This is a genomic window from Sphaerospermopsis aphanizomenoides BCCUSP55 (assembly GCF_001586785.1).
GTDB lineage: Bacteria > Cyanobacteriota > Cyanobacteriia > Cyanobacteriales > Nostocaceae > Sphaerospermopsis_A > Sphaerospermopsis_A aphanizomenoides_A.
Genome location: NZ_LUFH02000052.1, coordinates 1 through 19,363, shown reverse-complemented (window position 1 = coordinate 19,363; position 19,363 = coordinate 1). Strand labels below are relative to the sequence as shown.

Genomic DNA, 19,363 nt, shown 5'->3' with positions numbered 1-19,363 from the left:
TCAAAAGAAATTTATATCTTGCAAAAATTTAATAATCTCTGCATTCACCATTTTATAAGCGCCTATTGAGGCATCATGATAACAGTTATGCAAAATTTGAAAACGAGAATTAGGCAGATGTTGATGTAGTTTCTCACCATGACTAACAGGAAACCAACTATCTTGATCACCCCATAAAATTAAAGTTGGACATTCAATAGCACTGAGATTATTTTGAATTGTCGTCAGTATATTTGGTTTTTTTGCTTGTAAATTTTCAATTTCCCTAATTGCTATTTGTAATTCCTCAGCGACTTTCACTATAGTTCCCGGAATTTCAATAAACGGATAAGCTATCCAATACACATCTTCCTCTGTGAGAATAGAAGGATCAAATAACACTCTTCTTCTTTCTATAGCCATTACTTCTCTAACTATAGGTGCAAACAAATACGCTAAACGTAAAAAATCAATTGTGTGGATAATTTCTAATGGTGTTTGTGCCAATAATCCCATCGCCCAATGAGGTAACTTTTCAGGGAAAATAGGCGCGTTCATGACTACTAAACACCCAATTAATTGAGGAGATTTTTCAGCTAAGGCTAAAGAAACTAAAGCACCTAAAGATTCTGCAACAACTATTGGTGGTTCGTCACATAAAGCTGTAATAATTCGTTCCAATTCAATTACTTGATGACCATTTTCTTCTCGTCTTGAAAGAGGTTTTTCAGAAAAACCATAGCCTTTAGCATCAAAACAAATTACCCGAAAATATTTAGATAATGGTTCAATACTATGCCGCCAATTATAACTCCAATTGCCCAAACCATGTAATAAAATCAGCGGCTTACCTGTACCTTTTTCGCCATAGGCAATCTGTACAGGATAACCATTAGCATCGGTAATAATCAGATTTTGCCGCCCTTTGGGAAAGTTAATTTGCCACCAATCTTTCATATAAATAGGGAATAGGGAATAGGGAATAGGGAATAGGGAATAGGGAATAGAAATTATGGTTTAATTAAACATTAATTCATTTAACTACCAGTTAAAGCTTTCCATATCATTCCTATAACTATTACGGGTAATGCTATTAAGACTATAGCAAGTAATAATAATCCACAGAAGAGAAGGATAATAAATCCCTTATCAGCTTCCTTTTTTGCCCCAGGAGATTGTAAATAATCTTCCAATAATTTCAGGTTATAATTATTTGCTCTCCAGGCAAAATCAAACAATTCTCCCAACATGGGGATAGCACCTACTAAGGCATCAACAATAATATTTACTATCATTCTGCCTAAAGTCGCTCTAGATACACCCAACCTTGCAGATTCAATAATAATGTAGATAGAAAATATCAATCCTAAAACATCACCCCCAACAGGTATTAATCCCAAAATCGGATCTAAACCAATACCTACTGAAGTTCCGGGAATTGTCACGGCATTATCTAAAACTCTACTAATTTGACGTAGACGTTTTAATGTGGGTGCATAACCATCAGTTTCTATGTAAATTTTATTAGGAGAATTAGACATTGTTTATAATTCGTAATTCGTAATAGAGCCTCCGGCACGCTACGCGAACGTAATTCGTAATTGGGGTAAGCTGTTACGCAGCTAAATTTTATCATCCTAAAATAGTTAAGTCTTGTGGTGCGGGCATCTTGCCCGCCAGACTTATACAAATTAAATGCACCGCCGCTTATTAAGCTACCCACATTCTCTGTTCCTTATTCCCTCTTCTTTATTTTCTGTCACCTGTCACCTGTTACCTGTCACCGATTTTTGCTCATAGATTCACCAACAATAACATTTAATTGGTTGCCGACAAGAAGAACAAAGGCGCTCATCCATAACCACAACATTAATACTATAAAAGTTCCCACTGTACCGTAAACTTTATTATAATTTCCAAAGTTAGTGACATAAAGACGAAATAAAGAGGAGACTAGCGCCCAAAATATAGCTGCTAAAACAGCACCTGGCATTAATGGTGTACCTGGTTTCCACACACTCGGTCCATAGCGATATATTAAACTAAATGTGGCAGCAACAATAAGCAATGCTAAAGGCCAAAGAAACAGTTTCCACAGTGGTAATAAGAATGCTAAATGAGGATTTTTACCTACAAGTATTCCCAAAAGTAAATCACTGATGAAGACTATAAAAGAAGCCAACACTAAAAGTAATATAGTACCAATTGTTAAGCACAGAGAAATGAGTTTGGCTTGCCAAAATGGTCGCGTATTTTCTGGAGAAATTTGTTCTATTTGATCAAAAGCAGTCATAGCCGTACTGACTGCACCAGAAGCTGTCCAAATAGCAATACCAAAACTAACAGAAAATAATCCTCTATTTTTAGACTCAGCAATTTCTTTAGTAGCAAACTCACTAATTAAATGCCAAGCTTCTTGAGGTACAATTCGACTCAGTTGTACGGTAACTTGAATAAAAGTGTTTTGCAAAGATTCTGCTACTAAGCCAATAGCTGTTAACACGGCAAGAATCGCCGGAAATAGCGATAACATAGCATTAAAGGCAATTTCTGCTGCCAGTCCTAAAAGTCTTCTTTCCAGAGTTCTGGCAAATGTTTTTTTCAGTGTACGCCAATTCAGATGACGAAAAAACCTGATAGAACGAGGTTTGGGCATATATAGTTAGGTGACAGGTGACAGTATGAAAAGTCTTTGAGTATCTGTTTTATCATCAGTTGATGTTTTAAACACCTTGGCAATTGCCAGATATCAAAATTCAAAATTTAGATATTTTTATCTTTTTATACGGTAAAATTTTTCACTAGAAAACAGAAGTATTTAATACCTATTACATTTAACTAAACTCATGACTGACAATATTGATAAAACAGCCTATTTAACACAACAGTGGTTAGCCGAAATTCAAACCCTCAAACAGCAGATGGCTGAACTGCAACAAAAACGGGATGAAGCTTGGGAAAGTTCACAAAAATGGCGACAACTCTATAATACCGAATCAGAACAACGTCGTGCAGAAGCCAAGATGCACCAACAGGCGATCGCATCTCTCAAAGCTGAACTGCAAAAAATTCAAGGTATAAACGCTGAGACCATTGCTGAAACTACCACAACAGCAATTGAGTCAGAACTATCACAACTGACCTCTGAGGAGGAATTGAAAGCTAAACTTATCACTGTAACTCAAGAACGCGATCGCCTCATTCAAGCTTTGAAAACAGAACAAGAAAATCATGAACAAACCCGCAATAACCTGACCACAGCTTTAGGTGATGCTATTGACAGTTTGGCGAGTTTGAAAGCTGGGAAGAAGGATGAACAAGTAGAAGGTAAGCAGTGAAAAGTTATCAGTATATATAGTCAAATATCACTCATTTGCTGCTTTCAAAACCAAGGTGAAGTATCGCTAACAACGATCATAGCCAGCCTTTCGCACGTAGATGTTGGATATCTTCCTGTAACTCAGCCACATCATAGTGAATGCATATCCCGCGTTCTGAAAGTAGTTTTTGCAACTTAATCTGATTCATGCCTATGATTTCACTAGCTTTACCTAAGCTAATTTTTTCTTGCTGGAACAGCATAATTACGATTTCCAGCAACAGTTGATTTTCTGATAAACCACTTGCTTTGACGACTTCATCGGAAATGACTAAACTCATAACTGCGTTTGTAAAATATTTCCTGAATTTTAACAATTATATTTACCTATATTCTAATCTATTTCCACCTGTTTAACAACTTCCAACGGTAACTCTAGCACTTCTGCAATTTGCTCGTCAGTTAAACCCAAATACCTTAATTTATCAATTCTTTCTATTTGAGTTTTATTCTTTTTACGCTGCTGTATTTTAGAATTATTAGAATGATTTTTATCTGATTTATTTTTAGGTTGTTTAGAACCAATATTGATACAGCCAACTATATTTTGATTAATACTTTTATCGCCTAAAAAAAGATTTACATTTCCCTGTCGTTCCAGAACAGATTTAAGATTTCGTTTATCAACAGGTTCATCAAAAATATCAGATAACAATTGTAAAAGTTCGTAACCTACATCCTTTGCATGACCGGCGCTACAACCACAAGATTCGGCTATTTCAGCATACTTTTGATGTTTTAGTGATCCTTCAATAATTGCGAGTTGTAGGTCATTCGGATGCTGGCCTGTGTTGAGATAAGCTGCCTCGTCTACAAGTTGTAGTAGTTCCTGAACCTTCATATTAAGGAATGTAAAGCTACATAATTAAGTTTAGCAGACTTTATCCGTATTTATCAGCTTTTTTCCGCCTTGTTTTGTAGATTTTATTGCGATCCGCTTTTTTCCGCTTTTCAGGGTTGGGTGTGTGGTGTAGGGTGGGTAAAAATAAACACGGGTTTGAATTTGGGTAAATCTATCAAAAACAAGAGATAAATATGAGCAAGTCTACTTTTTCTCGGAAGTGGATCATCAACATAGTAGCATTTTTATTAGACTTAATATTTTCTGTGGGTTTGGGATATATTTTTATATACTCTAATTCGGGGATTCCAGTAAATGTCGCTGAAAGTCCCAAAGGAGAGAATGATAAGAAAGCCGGACAAGTGATCACAGCAGTTCAATCACAATCTATCAAAGATAATGGTGTAAGAATAAATTTTCCTCAATTCAATACAAAACAAGATGCTACAACTCAACAACAAAAATCTCAAAAGACTACTTCTATTGTAGCAGCTACTTTTGGCGATCAAATTAGATTGATAGATTTTTTCGTGACAGGCATTAATGAAAAACCTGAATTAAGCTTTAAATCAACAGCACGGGGTATGGTTTTTATCAATCCCCTATTTGCTGGATTACCTTTTGAAAAAAGAGTAAATATTTTTCAGGCTATTGAAAAAGATAGCAAATTTCAAGATTTAGTTAAAGCTGTAGCTGCTTCCAGTTCTCTTTTAGATGATGAGGTAATTAATTTATCTACTGATATCGCTATCAATATTGCTAAGGATAATAACTTATTTTTATCTAGCCAAAAAACCAGCTATTTACCTAATATAACTAATCCTGAAATTACTCAAGGTACAAATATTTTTGATCATGGCCAAAAGAAAAATCCTTGGCAAGTAGTATCGAATTGGTTCATACCTGCCGTACAAGCTCAGTCTAACGAACTACAAAAATCAAGACTGGAATATACGTTAACTCAACAATTCCCTAAAGATAAATTATTTTTTGATGTGATTCCTGCGGATAAACTTGATTATCCAATTTGGCATGGTATGAAACTAGATGCGAGTGATGGTACAGTTAAAATTGTAGGAACTTCTCCAATGGTACAGCAGGTAATAGTAGTTCCAAAAGATAAACGAAAGCCTTATCAATATCTACTAGATGATGATAGTGGTGCAAAAAAATCAGATGGTGATGTAGTAGCTGAAGCATTACTTAAACCAGCAGATTTAGGAATATGGGATGGTAGTGTAATTAAAACTGTTACAGGAGGTAATCAGATTGAACAAGTTTTAACACCCAAAAATGGTGGTAATTGGCAACCAGGTAAATATAGTGTTTTAATATCAGCAGGATCTGAACTAGGTAACAGGAATATAAACGGAGGTGAACAATCTTTTAGTGCGATGGATCTTAACTTAGCTACATTAGCTATAGATATTATTGGTTTAGTTGTTAGTAATGATGACGAAAAATCAAAGACAGACAATATAGACAAGATAATTACGGTGACAGATATAATGAAAGTGGCTTCATTATTTATAGATTGTGGCAAGAACTTATCTTTAGAGTTTTCCTCAAAAGATAAAGATGGATATTCAATTATGAACACTCTCCTTTCATGTGTTGGTAATCCTGAAAAGTTAATAAAAGTGGGTGAAATCTTAGGATTAAAGATACAGGAAGATGAGGTGGAAAGTGCATTAAAAATATTTGAATTTGAAGGCGAAGTGTTAGAAAAAACAGCTAAAAGGATAGTCAAAGTAATTAAAGCAATTAATGTAGCTGACAAAGGAATTGCACTCAGTCGAATTTTCTGGCTTGGTCAATATTTAAATAGAGAGATAGAGGAAGGACTGTATATAGGGGAATTTTCTGTGGTTGAAAAGCCCTACATAACTATCTCAGGACAATTAGATGCTGCTCAAATTGATGTAGAATGTCGTACAGATGGTAAAAAAGGAGGAGGGAGTGAAAAATATCAAGCTCTTGACGTTATTATCGAAAAAGAATGTTGGGGAGATGAGAAGATTGGCCTTTTTCCCCATTTTAGTTTTAGAATAACTAATTATTCTAAAAATGCTATTGAAGTCAAAATTGATGAGCCAAGCCATTTACCAGATTTATTATATCCAGATGAATACCGAAACTATCAAACCAGCGAATTTGAGAGTGCCAAGAATAGACAAGACATAATTTATGCGAAGAGAGTGTCTGGGCGGCAACATATCAAGGTTTATCTGAAAAGCTACTCTCCTTATAATCTTGCTCACGAATTTACAATAGCTTGTGACAGAGTGGCAGAAATATGGGGCTTGTATATTAGAACTGAATGTGTCCCACCAGGATTGCGTGCTACATATCAGAATAACACTCGCCATACTATCAGCCTTGGTTTTGTTGGTTCAAGCGACCCTCCTATTGTACTAAGAGGAAAAAGACCAGAAGATTTACGTGATGGAGGTAGTGGTACTTTAGAATCATCATCAACTAAGGTTAATATCTCACTTGTTTCTAACCCCTAAAAACCACGAATGATGTGTTAGTAATTGTAGGGTATGTTAGCCACGCTAGGTAATCCATAAGTACAATGAAATAATGTTCTGTAACCTACCATTAACTACTGATGGTGGGTTACGCTGCCGCTAACCGAACCCACAGTTATCTCTTACAATCAAAAATATTACAAAAGTAAATTATCTGATCCTAGCAAATCTAATCTGAGTTTCAGTAACTACAACAAAACTATCTACTAATTGTTCAATATACTGCTGCAATACCTGTTGTAAAACGTAGATTTTATTGGCAGAACGTTCATTTTCTAAACGCAGCAGAATCACACCCCGATGTGGAAACTGATCCCGATAAACCTTATCGCCAAAATCCTTATCGCTAGTAATCAAAATCCAATTTTCATCAAAAGCTTTTTGAATAATGATGTCATCATCTATTCCCCGTGCTTGTTCATAAACTGAGAAAACTTCATGACCTTTTTCACGTAACCAACGAGCGACAGTTACACCTGTATTTTCATCTACTAAAAATCGCATCTAGGCAATCTCCGCAGTTAAAGGCATAAAACTTGTACTTTCTAGGGAGCGAGATGCAAATAATAAACAAGCTCGAATATCAGCTTCTAATAAACCTTCGTATTCTTCTATAATTTCTGATACTGTCGCGCCGTGTGCAAGGAGATTAAGTATATATTCAACAGTCAATCGTGTACCTTTAATAGTAGGTTTTCCCACCATTACTTTTGGATTTATCGTAATACGGTTGAGCAGTTCTTGTTCTATCATATTTTTTCAATTTGTGAATCAATCAACAATGAGCTTATGTTATCATATTTTCTCGAAGATTTAAAAAGTGCTGATTTAGTTGCAATACTGTTCGGTTAAGGATTTTGGTAGGTTGGGTTGAACAAAGTAAAACCCAACAAATGGTTGTAAATGTTGTGTTTCCTTCCTCAACCCAACCTACGTGATTTCGTTGTTTTGAGCTTAACCGAAAAGTATTGGATTTAGTTGGTATTTCATTAAATCCTCAAACCCTGGGATTACGTCTAGATTTTACCTTCGGTCTTGAAGCTGATGATGTCGCTATTGAACTTTACCACATTATTCACCTGGTTTTTTCTCAACCTCTAAATACAGAAGATGAGGATATTTGTTTTTGGGTAGGAGAAGTTGAACTCAAAAAAATTGAAGATGATATTCAGGAATATTTATCTAAATCTTATCCATTTGTCAATCAAAATGAATTAGGTAAGACCAATTTACAATCACTAATTTATTTTCACTTGCAAGGTGATATTTGTTTAGAGGTCGTTTGTAAAAATTATAAAACTTTTCAACAAGTAAGAAATTAATTTTCACAAAACTGCTTACTCAAAACTAACACCGCGATAAATTTCCTTAATCGGTAATTCCACATTCAAAGACTCTAAAAAAATAGACTTATCCAAATCATTAAAATCACTCAATAACCAACCTTGCTCTTGCTTACTATATTTTTCTATAAAAACTTCATCCTGTTCTACTAATAAATATTCACAAAAACTAGGAATGGAACGATACATCCTAAACTTACTTTGGCGGTCATAATCTGCTGTTGATGGAGATAATACTTCCACAATTAAGATAGGATTTAAAACTTCATCATTGCGATTATCATTTAGTTGTGGTTCACCATTAAAAACCATCACATCAGGATATACTCCGCGTTTATGTTGAGGAATCCATAACCGTAAATCGCTGTTAATTGGTTCAAATTGAGTATCGCGGAGGAGAAACTTCAGAAAAGCAAAAATATTGCCACCGATACGGCTATGATTTAGTGATCCTCCAGGCATGGGTACAATTTCTCCATCATGATATTCGTTACGTCCTTCCGCTTTTTCTTCAATAGCTCGATATTCATCTAAACTATAACGACGCTCAACGGTGGTAATCATCATGTTTTTACCAATTGCATTGAAGTGATAATGATTATAGCAAAATTAATATTTATGTTAATGATAAGTGCCTGTCCAAAAATAATTAGGCTTGGCTAAAAGATAATTTCCACTTGTGAGAATAGATTTAAACTTACGCAACCGATATATTAGTAGGGTGCATCAAATAGATTTTTCATATCTGACGCACCCTACAAAAAATATTTAATTCGACACTGATAATTGATTTAAAATCCCATTGCTTCAGCAACAGCTTTCAATTCTGCGGGAATACCCTGTTTAAAGTGAGAATGACTGTGTTTAATTGCGGTATCTGGATCTTTCAAACCATTACCAGTTAAAACACAAACCACAGTTGCACCTGTAGGAACTTGGTCTTTTACCTTTAACAACCCAGCTACAGAAGCCGCACTCGCAGGTTCACAGAAAATCCCTTCTGATGACGCTAACAACCGATAAGCATCCAGAATTTCCTCATCTGTGACAGCATTAAAACTGCCTTGACTAGCAGTTTGAGCAGCGATCGCTTTATCCCAACTCGCAGGATTACCAATTCTAATCGCCGTCGCTATAGTTTCCGGATGTAGCACCGGTTGACCATTTACCAAAGGTGCAGCACCAGCAGCTTGGAAACCCATCATTTTCGGCAAGCGATCGCACTTCCCATCTTGATGATATTGACAAAAACCCATCCAATATGCTGTGATATTCCCCGCATTGCCCACAGGAATACACAACCAGTCAGGGGCATTACCCAACGCATCCACCACTTCAAAAGCACCAGTTTTCTGCCCTTCCAAGCGGTAAGGATTGACAGAATTTACCAAAGTGATGGGATAATGATCTGCCATTTCCCGGACAATTTCTAAAGCCCGGTCAAAATTACCCTTAATAGCTAATACTTCAGCCCCATACAGTAAGGCCTGTGCTAACTTACCTAAAGCCACATAGCCATCGGGAATTAACACAAAGGCATTCATCCCCCCACGCCGCGCGTAAGCAGCAGCAGCAGCGGAAGTATTTCCTGTACTAGCGCAAATTACTGCCTTAGCCCCGGCTTCCTTGGCCTTGGTAATAGCCATCGTCATACCCCGGTCTTTAAAACTGCCGGTGGGGTTAAGACCATCATATTTAACAAATACCTTTACTTGTCTGCCAATGCGTTCTGCGATCGCTGGCACTGGAATTAAAGGTGTGTTACCTTCCAAAAGAGTAACAACTGGGGTACTTTCGCTGACAGGCAAGTATTCACGATAGGCTTCTATCAGTCCAGGCCAAGGATGGCGATGAGATTTAGCAACAGACAAGCTCAAAGTCACGGGATTCAAAACTTCTTAACTAGAGATTTAGGATAGGAAAATTGGATTTTCTGGATAGTGTCAATCACTTTACCATGCAAACGGCGATATCCAGCAATAGACAAGGCATGAGGAAATTAATTGATGATCAAACATCGACATAAATACACTTTTCCCTGTCACCTGCTATACTTCAGGAACAGAGTCGCTATTATCGCAGTCTCTTATCACTCAACCGAGAATCTATTAGAGTATGTGATTGGAAGTATACAATGTTTTAAGAAAGTTTAAGATGACATTATTATAATATCTCAGATGGTGTGAGTTAAGTTTTGGAATGAGTATAACTATGACAACTTTATCATCCAGTGTTGCCAGTTGCGAATCCCACAGTGAAATGGTCAAGAAGCTGACCAAGGCTTATTATAGAGACGATCAGCAAGAGAAATTTATGGACTTGCAAGCAGAAGTCGATTCCTTGCTACAGCAGTTACAGAACCTCAAGAGCCAAAGACTAGAATCTTCTAGCCACGCAGAATAAACCCAGAAATTCGATGATTATTCCAGGCGCTGATTGGTTTTTGACCAGCGCCTTAAGCTATATCTATCAGCATTTTCCACCAGTAAAGCCAGAGATTGGTCACTAGTGAGTTTAGCGATCGCAGTCAGCCTTTGTGGAGATTTAGCAGCAAAGTCACTGTAAATCACCTTGCCATTCAACAACATAATCACCGTTCGGGGACGTTGGCTGTCTCCTATAACACCAGTATTGCCATTAGCAGGCCGAGTCAAAGCGGTAATAGCTGAATCAGCAATAGTCAAAACTACTTCCACGTTACCGTCATTCGTAACATCAATCATTTGTACAGGCCAATTATCCATTTTTTCTTTTATCACCTCAAAACGAGGAACTTGCCCACCAGGAATACCACCAGATTGCTGCAAAGAACGCCACACAGCAGGTAAAATTGCCTGTACAGCTGGAGGATTTTGTTGATACAGTTCTCGAATAGTCACGGGAGATGGTTGTACCCATTCCAAAGCTGCGGAAGTTAAAGCTAGGGGTTTGGGTTGGATGGAATTATGGTCATGTTTAGGAATAGGATCACCAGCAGCTAAAAGTTGCAACACTCCACTTTGCATTTTTACGGCTTTAATAGTAGCGGTTTTGATTTGCTGTTCTCCATTGGGTAGCCAAACAACTATTTGCATAGTAGGATCAGCAACAATTCCCAAAATTTTCCGCCAAAATTGACCAGTCTGAAATTTCGGTAATTGGAAATTATTAAAAGGATAAGTTAGCCAATTTTTCCCATCATGAAATGCACTCACATTTATCTGATACCAGACTTGATTAGCTGTAATTTTTAAATCTGTTTGAGAATCTAGAGATAACCAATCTTGATTATTTATTTGAGGAATTAGTTGCACTCCACCAACAATTTGACTCTGGTGATCATTTGTTACCCCATCATTGAGTTTTGCTAACAAATCTTGCAGATCAGATAAGGTTTCTTCATTTATGTTTGGTTGTCCCTCCAACCAAGAATTAGCACGTTCTTCTCCCCTTTGTGCCACTAACATTAAATATGCCCAAGCTAACACAGCACGTCTATTAGGATTAAGCCGCAAAGCTACCGTTGTTCGATTCCATAACTTACCTCTATCTGATTTGAGTAAGTTAGAAATTTCTTGACCACTATAGGGAGATGTTGTCAAAACCTGTAAAGCTTGTTCCCAGCGACCATCAATTAAATATGTGATCACTTTTTGACTGGGATTAGCCCAACTTTTATCAGCTTGAATTTTGGTAAATTCAGCATGGAGACGAATAAAATCAATTTGCGCCTGGACAGATTCTGGAAAAGGTGTTTTTCGCTGTTTTCCTAGAGATGTCAACCAAGCATAAGCAGGTGTCCAAAGTCCATTTCTAGCCAGTGTGAGAGATTTTTGATAGCCAAAATCATCAAATTCTGATTTGAAATCAATTGGTACTAATATCAGAGAATTACTCACTAATTCACTAGTTTTAAGTTGATAAACTTGGAAATTTGGCTCTAAATCTTCTGTTTGGTCTATCACTATCTCTTTTTGATCACTACCAGTTACTTGTTGCCATTTAGGTAGTTGTCCGTTAGGGTTTTTCCAAGATAAAATTTGCTGTAAACTGCGAAGCTGTGTATTGTAATGAACAATTTGACCATAAGCTATCTGACTATCTCCTATTTTGTGTTCACCACGCAAATAAAACCAAAAACCATCTGGTAATTGAGCATCTTCAAAAGCTTTGATTTCAGTTAAAGGTAAGTTAATTTTTTCTCCCTGCTTTTCTAACTCTAAATCATTTTGATTCAAGCTAGATTCCACCAAAGATTTTGTAACTCCAGTGATAGAAATTTGTGTTACCAAATTGTAATGTGTTTGTGGTTGCAATCGAAATTCTAAATCTTTTGAGCGTTGATAAACCCTTATTTCCACCAGTTCTTGGCAATCAGACTGACAATTATTACGCTTTTGAAAAACTGGTAGTAAAAATAATTTTTTTGGCTGATTATCATCATTATTTACAGTATCTAAAGATAGACTTTCCCCTGCAATCCGGTTTTGTTTGTTTAAGGTCTGTTGAATTTCTGCCAGGGTTTGAGGAATATCTTTTTGATTAACAGGAATTTGCGCCCATGTTGGTAAAAATTCATTTAGCCAGCTTACTTGTTCTGGATTAAGTATGAAGAGAATGCTAAACCAGCCAATAGCAATAATTAAACCAACACTACTCAATAAAATAGTTAGCGCCAAAGTTGACAACAACCAACTGCGCCATCGAGACTGTTTTTGAGATTTTTTAGCTATCTTTTTTCTCGCACCAGCACTAGGTTGATGTATGCGAGTCGCTTTTTGCTTTAGCTGACGCGAGTGCTTGCCCATCTTATACCATTTTGGATTGGGGATTTTAGATTTTATCAATAGACAATTGATAATTGACAATTGATAATTGGTTAATTTGGTTTAAAAAGCTCTCTTTTTCAAGACTTATTATTAATTTTTAATTAATACAGTGAATACTCGATTAAAATAATGTTTGTTTTTATACAAATTGCTTAAGCGGATGCGCCACATTTATAAACCTTAAATTTTCACATTTTACAGAAAAAGCGCAATTTATCCCGTCTGCGTTAAATAACTTAGCAAAAACACTATACACCAAGCCAGTTTTACTCCTGACTCCTGATAGCGTAGCGTGGCGTAAGCCATATTCTGCTTTACCCCATGCTTACACACAAAAAAGGTTTGGTGGTTAACCAAACCTCGCTATAAATCCAGTGCATAACAACATCCCACACTAATTTAGCCCGTCTGGGTTTCCGGTAGCATCTTCCTAGAGTATGTATACAAATATGCAAAAAGCTGATAAGAGTTGAGACTGTTGCTAAAAAATATGCTGGAGTGGCAATGCTAAACCCCTCTATAGCTGAATGCTTACTCAAAAATAAGGGACGGGGGGTTATCCCGTCCATACTAATAGCTTGAAAGTGGCAATACACCTTGGAATATGAAAAAATAGTAGAAATAAGATTCTATAGGTTGTCAGGATTCTCAATGAGGTCAATAAAAATAACGGAAATTTAATCCGTATAAATTATTTTATTCACTACTAATCCCGGCAATTTTTATCAACATACCACATTTATTTTTTCCTTCTCTGCCAAAATGGCAAATTCGGAACTTTGTCGTTTCCCTCAAATTCTCTATAGTTCGTAATTCGTAATTACACCGTTATGGATAAATATGGTTGTCGGATATAAATATTTTCTATTTTTTATATCCTACTAATTTTGAATTACGAATTACGAATTACGAATTACGAATTATGAATTATCAACTTGCTTTTAAGGCAAAAATTCTCTCAATGATATCTTCCACTACCTTATCGGGAGTAGAAGCACCAGAGGTTATTCCTACAATAATTTCTCCTGCTGGTAGCCAGTTTTCTGTTGTTACCAATTCTCCTGTTAATTGCCGATGTTCGATAGAATTACCTGATTTGATGCGCTCAACAGCATCAATGTGATAGGAAGGAATATTCCGGTCAAAAGAAATCTGTTGTAATTGAGTCGTGTTTGATGAATTAAATCCGCCAATTACTACCATTAAATCTAGATTTTGTTCGACTAATTCCAACATGGCATCTTGACGTTCTTGGGTAGCGTCGCAGATGGTGTTGAAGCTTTGGAAATGCTGATTTAATTCTACTGGGCCATATTTCTGCATCATCGTTCGCTCAAAGAGTTTACCAATTTTTTCAGTGTCACCTTTAAGCATGGTAGTTTGGTTAGCAATACCCACTCTTTCTAAATCTTGATCAGGATCAAATCCAGACGAACAAGCTTTAGCGAATTTGGCTAAAAATTCCTCACGGTTGCCGCCATTGAGAATGTAGTTGGCTACATATTCTGCTTCTTGTAAATTCAAGACAATCAGATATTTACCTGCAAAGGAACTGGTAGCAACGGTTTCTTCGTGTTTGTATTTACCGTGAATAATAGAGGTATATTCGCCTTTTTTGTGTTTTTCAACTGTATTCCAAACTTTGGAAACCCAAGGACAAGTTGTGTCAACAATTTGGCAACCTTTATCATTTAAAATCTGCATTTCCTGGACGCTGGCACCAAAGGCAGGTAGGATGACTACATCGCCTTGGTCAACTACAGAAAAGTCTTTTTTATAGGCTTCTACAGGAATAAATTGGACTTCCATTTCTTGCATCCGCTGATTCACAGATGGATTGTGAATAATTTCGTTGGTGATCCAAATGCGTTCTGTGGGGAAGTGCTGACGGGTTTCATAAGCCATTGCTACTGCACGTTCTACACCCCAGCAAAATCCAAATGCTTGTGCTAGTCGAATGGTGACATTGCCTCTTTGGAGGGTATAGTTGCGATCGCGTATTTCTTGGATTAAGTTACTTTGATACTCAGACTGCAACTGGGTGGCTACTTCTGCTTTGTGTCCGAACCCTTTACGGTTGTAATTTTCTGAATGTTGGAGACTGCGTTTAAAAGCTTTGGTATCCATTTCTGTCGGGTTGCTAAAATCACTATTTCTTATTTTCTCCTGCTAAGACACAATTCAGTTATCAGTTCTCCTTAGTCCTTAGTCATTGGGCATTGGGCATTGGGCAAAATCAAGTCAAAAGTCAAAAGTCAAAAGTCAAAAGTCAAAATTAAATAACTCTTTTCTCCCTGCTCCCTGCTCCCTGCCTCCCCTGCTCCCCTGCCTCCCCTGCTCCCTACACCCTATTGCCTATTGCCTCCTGTTAAGAGTTCCCTGTTAAGAGTTCCCTGTTCCCTATGACTATAAATCTGCAATGCAGTCCGCCAAACTAGATAGCCTTGGGGACTGAGGTGTAAACCATCGGTGCTAAATTCCTGGCGGAGATTACCTTGTTTGTTGGTGAACAGGGGATGCAGGTTGATATACTGCACATCTTGTTGAGTGGCTATCCTTTCTAGTTCTTCGTTTAGCTTGCGGATGCGGCTGTTGGGAATAGCCAGCAGTTTTTCCCTTCCTTCCCAGGTTGCTTCTTCTCCCCCGTGAGGCAAAATCGACTGTACTACTATTTTTGTTTGGGGATGTGTCTTGCGTAAATAACGGATAATTTGTTTTTGGTTAGCTAAAATTTCCTCATCACCTACCCCGCGAATCAGATCATTAATGCCAATCATGACTAAAATTATTTCTGGACGGGTACGGTCAAATAAATCTAATCTTTTTAATAACCCATCGCTAGTTTCACCAGATATTCCCTGATTTAGCCAATTTCTATCTTCTGGTAATAAATCAGGTGGAAACCATAAACTCAAAGAGTCTCCGGCCAATATGGTTAAATTTTCAGGTTGTTTTTCGGCTGCTACTTTGGCTTCTTGCTGAAGGATGTCTAGCCATTGTTGGTAACTCAGTTTGTGCCGGGGTCCTAACTCTGGTGCGAAAGATGGGGTTTGAGGGTTGAAGTTGACTGGTTGTGAAAGGGCGCTGGTTGCATAAGCAGTGGTTAGTTTCTGCTGTCGCCAAATCAGTAAAATGATGGCCAACATCAAGATACCGTTGGTTACAAGTAAGAAAAATCCCCAGATAGGAAATGGTTTTGGAGGAGTGGACACGACTAAAAATTTAAAAATTCAATCAAAATTCACAATTATTTCTGTGGTCAGGTAGATGCCGAGTCAGTTATGGTAGTTGCCAGGTAGGTGAGGATATCAACTGATAATTAAATCCAGATATCAAAAGATTTTCAAACCTATTCCCTGTTACCTGCTATAAATGTACATCAAGTTAACAAAAATTGAGCAATTTTCCATCTGATTGTGAATAAATAAGATCCCCGACTTCTTGAAGAATTCAGGGATCTCAGATATCAGGTGATGATGAAATTTAGATACAGTTCAATTTGCAATTCTGTCACCTTAAACGTTAATGCGATCGCCAAACTCAGAGTTATAACCTTCTTCTCCGTGTTCGTTGATGTCTAAACCTTGGTTTTCAGCTTCTTCTTTGACGCGCAATCCGATGGTAGCATCAATAACTTTCAGTATTATCCATGTACCAGCACCAGCGATGATATAAGCTATGGCGATCGCCGCTAGTTCTACAAATAATTCCCCGAAATTACCACGCAACAATCCATCTTTACCGCCTGAGTTGACTTCGGTGGTGGCAAAAACTGCGGTTAAAATCGCTCCTAATGTTCCACCGACACCATGTACAGGATAGGTATCTAAGGCATCATCTACATTTAGCTTGTGCTTGAAACTCACAGCATAGAAGCAGACGACAGCGGTAATGAATCCAATTAAAATCGCTGCCAAGGGTGTGACAAATCCTGCGGCGGGAGTAATACCTACTAAACCAGCCACTGCACCTGTAGCTGCACCCACGGCGGTGGGTTTACCTCTGAGGGTTGCTTCTAAAATTAACCACATTAATGCAGCAGCAGCAGCAGATGTATTAGTCGCAACAAAGGCTACTGTGGCAAGACTACCGGCAGATAAAGCACTACCAGCATTGAAGCCAAACCAACCAAACCAAAGTAAACCAGCACCCAAGTGACTCCGACAATGGCCATCAACACGAAACTCATCATTAAGGTGTTGAGGATGTTGCGCGATCGCACAAACCCACCATAAAAGAAAGCCAATCCTGGTGTCATCAACAATACCAATGCCGAAGAAATCAGCACAAATGCTGTATCTCCAGTATCAGGCGCGGGAGGAGTGGCTGTTCCTTGGGCTAAGGCATTGCCTGTCAGTGGGAATGCTAATAAAAATAGGGTTAAACCCCCAATCATGAAAACTTTCTTCAGCACTTTTTTTCTTCCTATGCACCAATTACTTCACATTACTTATTTAAGTAACGTAATTTTTGATACTTTTTATGTCTTTAAAGTTACTCAATTTTCAGTTTTTGGAAAACTTTAACAAAAAAATAATATTCATTCTAGTTGCTAATGGTAAAAATCATAATTTTTTTATGTATTATTTGCATAACTTAATGTAAAAATCTAAACTAGATATTTGTATAAGCATACTTTTAAACAAAAGTTGCTAATTGTTCAGGAGTACCGAGTAGTGAGTAACCCCATAACTAAAGTTAGGGGATTGAAACCAGGAAGCATTATTTCTCGTGAAATCATCTGGAAATAAATATTTTTCCTTCTTCTATGAATTCAGGGGCTTTAGACCTATTTGTGCTGAGTTCTCAGTAGGGATCTCACTCATTACTCGTTACTCACTACTCAGTCCTATTTCGGTAATAGGTGATCAGTAATTGGTCAGAATTGATTACCCATTATCCATTACCAATGCCTTTAAATCCTGTAGCACAGCAGTAGCAGATTGATAGCGATCGCTAAAGTTGTAACAAACCATCTTATCTAAAATTGCCGCTAATTCATTGCTGACATTGGTTGTTTGTCGCCAGATAATATTACCAGTTTCTGGATTTGGCGGGAGTTCCTGGGGTGGGATGCCAGTCATAGCTTGAATACCAATCATGCCTAAAGCATAGATATCACTTGATAAGCGGGGATGACCGGCAAACTGTTCTGGTGGTGAATAGCCTCTTGTGCCGATAGCAACTGTGGCTAATTCCGTTTCTTGATCTATGCGTGGTTGGATTAATTTGACTGCACCGAAATCTATTAATACTAGTCGATTATTTTCAGTACATCTCATAATATTGCTTGGTTTAATATCTCGATGAATCACACGATGTCCATGTATAAATACTAAAATTTCTCCAATTTCTTTCAGCATATTAATAACAAATCCTTCAGTTTTAACACCTTGTTCTGGTGTTAATTCATCACTCAAAGGATGTCCAAGAATATATTCTTGCACTAAATAAAATTCTTGATTTTCTTCAAAATAAGCAAACAGTTCAGGTATTTGAGGATGTTTACCTAAAACTGCTAAAATTTCCGCTTCAGTATTAAATAATCTCCGGGCAACTTGCAAAAATTTTGGATCTCGACGGGCTGGCATTAATTGTTTAACTACACAGATAGGATTACCAGGGCGTTGGGTATCTTCTGCTAAATAAGTACAACCAAACCCACCAGAAGCAAGAGATTTTGAGATTTTGAAGCGTCCAGCTAAAAGTAAATTATCGGTTGCAAATATTGATGTTTCTGCAAACTTAAAGTCATTAAAATCAGATGGTATTTCTGTTGTTTGCTCTAATAATGAACTTAATTGAGCGATCGCATCTTCTTGTTGTTCTACCTTTAACAGAATCGCTTGATTTTGCTTCTGAGTTTGGTAAGTAGTATAACCCATGACCACAAAACCGCTGATAACTAAACCTAAACCTGGTGTTAATAGAGGTATCCAAATTGCTTGTAGATAAAGACCAGCCCCAATCCCCACCACACCAACTATAATAAAACTTTCTACTAACAGTAACATCAAAGGATGTCGCCATTGCCATGCTAAAATAGCACCCACCAATGAACAACTCCAAATCCACAATAATTCAATCCATTCAGGCCAATAATAAATTAAAGGTCTTCCATCTAGAACCGTAGTCAGAATTTGACTAGCTATTTGGGCATGAATAAAAAGACGAGGCATTCTCGCAGGTTGGTCTGATAAATTGCTATAGGGAGTATAAAAGCCAGGATGTAAACTAGTAGCTGTTGTGCCAATAATTATCAAGCGGTCTTGTATCCAATTAGGATTGACTTTATCTGTAAGAACTTCTGTCAAGGTGACTTGTCTGGCCAGATGATTGGGGTGACGGTAATTTAATAAAATTTGATAGCCATTGGCATCTATATCTTCATAACTACCTGCATTTTTATCTAAGCGAGGAAATACAGTTTTACCTATTTGTAATTCTTGATTTTTAGTAAAATTATAGGTGATCCCTTG

The 19,363-nt window shown here is 37.3% G+C and carries 17 protein-coding genes and 1 pseudogene; 4 read left to right on the top strand and 14 right to left on the bottom strand.

Annotated features, from left to right (window positions below; genetic code table 11):
- The 3 genes from A0J48_RS14540 to A0J48_RS14530 form a co-directional block, all read right to left on the bottom strand.
- A complete protein-coding gene (locus A0J48_RS14540; protein ID WP_200324144.1) occupies positions 1-936 on the bottom strand; it encodes an alpha/beta fold hydrolase in 936 nt (311 codons plus the stop codon).
- Positions 937-1,016: 80 nt separating this feature from the next.
- A complete protein-coding gene (locus tag A0J48_RS14535; RefSeq protein ID WP_200324142.1) occupies positions 1,017-1,520 on the bottom strand; it encodes a DUF4112 domain-containing protein in 504 nt (167 codons plus the stop codon).
- Between the two features lie 239 nt (positions 1,521-1,759).
- The gene (locus A0J48_RS14530) at positions 1,760-2,635 is read right to left on the bottom strand and encodes a YihY/virulence factor BrkB family protein (protein ID WP_200324140.1); all 876 of its coding nucleotides are present in this window, start codon (positions 2,633-2,635) and stop codon (positions 1,760-1,762) included.
- Between the two features lie 190 nt (positions 2,636-2,825).
- Here A0J48_RS14530 and A0J48_RS14525 point away from each other — a divergent pair, with 190 nt between their 5' ends.
- The gene (locus tag A0J48_RS14525; RefSeq protein WP_200324138.1) at positions 2,826-3,317 is read left to right on the top strand and encodes a hypothetical protein; all 492 of its coding nucleotides are present in this window, start codon (positions 2,826-2,828) and stop codon (positions 3,315-3,317) included.
- Between the two features lie 76 nt (positions 3,318-3,393).
- On the opposite strand, the gene A0J48_RS14520 is transcribed toward A0J48_RS14525, so the two are convergent.
- Both A0J48_RS14520 and A0J48_RS14515 read right to left on the bottom strand, forming a co-directional pair.
- A complete protein-coding gene (locus A0J48_RS14520) occupies positions 3,394-3,639 on the bottom strand; it encodes a UPF0175 family protein (RefSeq protein ID WP_200324136.1) in 246 nt (81 codons plus the stop codon).
- A gap of 53 nt (positions 3,640-3,692) precedes the next feature.
- Positions 3,693-4,199 (bottom strand): hypothetical protein, encoded by a 507-nt coding sequence (locus A0J48_RS14515; RefSeq protein WP_200324134.1) that lies wholly within the window; start codon positions 4,197-4,199, stop codon positions 3,693-3,695.
- A 194-nt stretch (positions 4,200-4,393) separates the two neighbouring features.
- Here A0J48_RS14515 and A0J48_RS14510 point away from each other — a divergent pair, with 194 nt between their 5' ends.
- Positions 4,394-6,712 (top strand): hypothetical protein, encoded by a 2,319-nt coding sequence (locus tag A0J48_RS14510; RefSeq protein ID WP_200324132.1) that lies wholly within the window; start codon positions 4,394-4,396, stop codon positions 6,710-6,712.
- 171 nt (positions 6,713-6,883) lie between these two features.
- Here A0J48_RS14510 and A0J48_RS14505 read toward each other — a convergent pair whose 3' ends face one another.
- Both A0J48_RS14505 and A0J48_RS14500 read right to left on the bottom strand, forming a co-directional pair.
- Positions 6,884-7,237: a DUF5615 family PIN-like protein gene (locus A0J48_RS14505; RefSeq protein WP_200324130.1), complete on the bottom strand. Its 354-nt coding sequence runs from the start codon at positions 7,235-7,237 to the stop codon at positions 6,884-6,886.
- Entirely contained in the window at positions 7,238-7,486 is a 249-nt protein-coding gene (locus A0J48_RS14500) for a DUF433 domain-containing protein (protein ID WP_200324128.1), read from the bottom strand.
- Between the two features lie 215 nt (positions 7,487-7,701).
- Here A0J48_RS14500 and A0J48_RS14495 point away from each other — a divergent pair, with 215 nt between their 5' ends.
- A complete protein-coding gene (locus tag A0J48_RS14495) occupies positions 7,702-8,055 on the top strand; it encodes a hypothetical protein (RefSeq protein WP_200324126.1) in 354 nt (117 codons plus the stop codon).
- A gap of 15 nt (positions 8,056-8,070) precedes the next feature.
- On the opposite strand, the gene A0J48_RS14490 is transcribed toward A0J48_RS14495, so the two are convergent.
- Complete coding sequence (locus A0J48_RS14490; protein WP_200324179.1) at positions 8,071-8,640, bottom strand: Uma2 family endonuclease; 570 nt, start codon at positions 8,638-8,640, stop codon at positions 8,071-8,073.
- A 227-nt stretch (positions 8,641-8,867) separates the two neighbouring features.
- Positions 8,868-9,959 carry a threonine synthase gene (thrC, locus tag A0J48_RS14485; RefSeq protein ID WP_200324124.1) on the bottom strand — a complete coding sequence of 364 codons (1,092 nt, stop codon included), beginning with the start codon at positions 9,957-9,959 and terminating at the stop codon, positions 8,868-8,870.
- A 328-nt stretch (positions 9,960-10,287) separates the two neighbouring features.
- Between thrC and A0J48_RS14480 the strand changes: the two genes are divergently transcribed.
- Entirely contained in the window at positions 10,288-10,479 is a 192-nt protein-coding gene (locus tag A0J48_RS14480; RefSeq protein ID WP_200324122.1) for a hypothetical protein, read from the top strand.
- A 17-nt stretch (positions 10,480-10,496) separates the two neighbouring features.
- Here A0J48_RS14480 and A0J48_RS14475 read toward each other — a convergent pair whose 3' ends face one another.
- The 5 genes and pseudogenes from A0J48_RS14475 to A0J48_RS14455 form a co-directional block, all read right to left on the bottom strand.
- The gene (locus A0J48_RS14475; RefSeq protein WP_200324120.1) at positions 10,497-12,863 is read right to left on the bottom strand and encodes a hypothetical protein; all 2,367 of its coding nucleotides are present in this window, start codon (positions 12,861-12,863) and stop codon (positions 10,497-10,499) included.
- 951 nt (positions 12,864-13,814) lie between these two features.
- Positions 13,815-15,011, bottom strand: coding sequence for a 4-hydroxy-3-methylbut-2-enyl diphosphate reductase (locus tag A0J48_RS14470; protein WP_200324118.1), 1,197 nt, complete (start codon positions 15,009-15,011; stop codon positions 13,815-13,817).
- Positions 15,012-15,232: 221 nt separating this feature from the next.
- A complete protein-coding gene (locus tag A0J48_RS14465; RefSeq protein WP_325078834.1) occupies positions 15,233-16,096 on the bottom strand; it encodes an SGNH/GDSL hydrolase family protein in 864 nt (287 codons plus the stop codon).
- A 303-nt stretch (positions 16,097-16,399) separates the two neighbouring features.
- Positions 16,400-17,298: pseudogene (locus A0J48_RS14460) on the bottom strand (ammonium transporter).
- Positions 17,299-17,773: 475 nt separating this feature from the next.
- Positions 17,774-19,363: CHASE2 domain-containing serine/threonine-protein kinase (locus A0J48_RS14455; RefSeq protein WP_200324116.1), on the bottom strand; the 1,590-nt coding region annotated here is incomplete at its 5' end.

What these genes read in the sequence shown, in the direction of transcription:
- A0J48_RS14540 (WP_200324144.1), bottom strand. Translation starts at nt 936, where the DNA reads ATGAAAGATTGGTGGCAAATTAACTTTCCCAAAGGGCGGCAAAATCTG.
- A0J48_RS14535 (WP_200324142.1), bottom strand. Translation starts at nt 1,520, where the DNA reads ATGTCTAATTCTCCTAATAAAATTTACATAGAAACTGATGGTTATGCA.
- A0J48_RS14530 (WP_200324140.1), bottom strand. Translation starts at nt 2,635, where the DNA reads ATGCCCAAACCTCGTTCTATCAGGTTTTTTCGTCATCTGAATTGGCGT.
- A0J48_RS14525 (WP_200324138.1), top strand. Translation starts at nt 2,826, where the DNA reads ATGACTGACAATATTGATAAAACAGCCTATTTAACACAACAGTGGTTA.
- A0J48_RS14520 (WP_200324136.1), bottom strand. Translation starts at nt 3,639, where the DNA reads ATGAGTTTAGTCATTTCCGATGAAGTCGTCAAAGCAAGTGGTTTATCA.
- A0J48_RS14515 (WP_200324134.1), bottom strand. Translation starts at nt 4,199, where the DNA reads ATGAAGGTTCAGGAACTACTACAACTTGTAGACGAGGCAGCTTATCTC.
- A0J48_RS14510 (WP_200324132.1), top strand. Translation starts at nt 4,394, where the DNA reads ATGAGCAAGTCTACTTTTTCTCGGAAGTGGATCATCAACATAGTAGCA.
- A0J48_RS14505 (WP_200324130.1), bottom strand. Translation starts at nt 7,237, where the DNA reads ATGCGATTTTTAGTAGATGAAAATACAGGTGTAACTGTCGCTCGTTGG.
- A0J48_RS14500 (WP_200324128.1), bottom strand. Translation starts at nt 7,486, where the DNA reads ATGATAGAACAAGAACTGCTCAACCGTATTACGATAAATCCAAAAGTA.
- A0J48_RS14490 (WP_200324179.1), bottom strand. Translation starts at nt 8,640, where the DNA reads ATGATTACCACCGTTGAGCGTCGTTATAGTTTAGATGAATATCGAGCT.
- A0J48_RS14480 (WP_200324122.1), top strand. Translation starts at nt 10,288, where the DNA reads ATGACAACTTTATCATCCAGTGTTGCCAGTTGCGAATCCCACAGTGAA.
- A0J48_RS14475 (WP_200324120.1), bottom strand. Translation starts at nt 12,863, where the DNA reads ATGGGCAAGCACTCGCGTCAGCTAAAGCAAAAAGCGACTCGCATACAT.
- A0J48_RS14470 (WP_200324118.1), bottom strand. Translation starts at nt 15,011, where the DNA reads ATGGATACCAAAGCTTTTAAACGCAGTCTCCAACATTCAGAAAATTAC.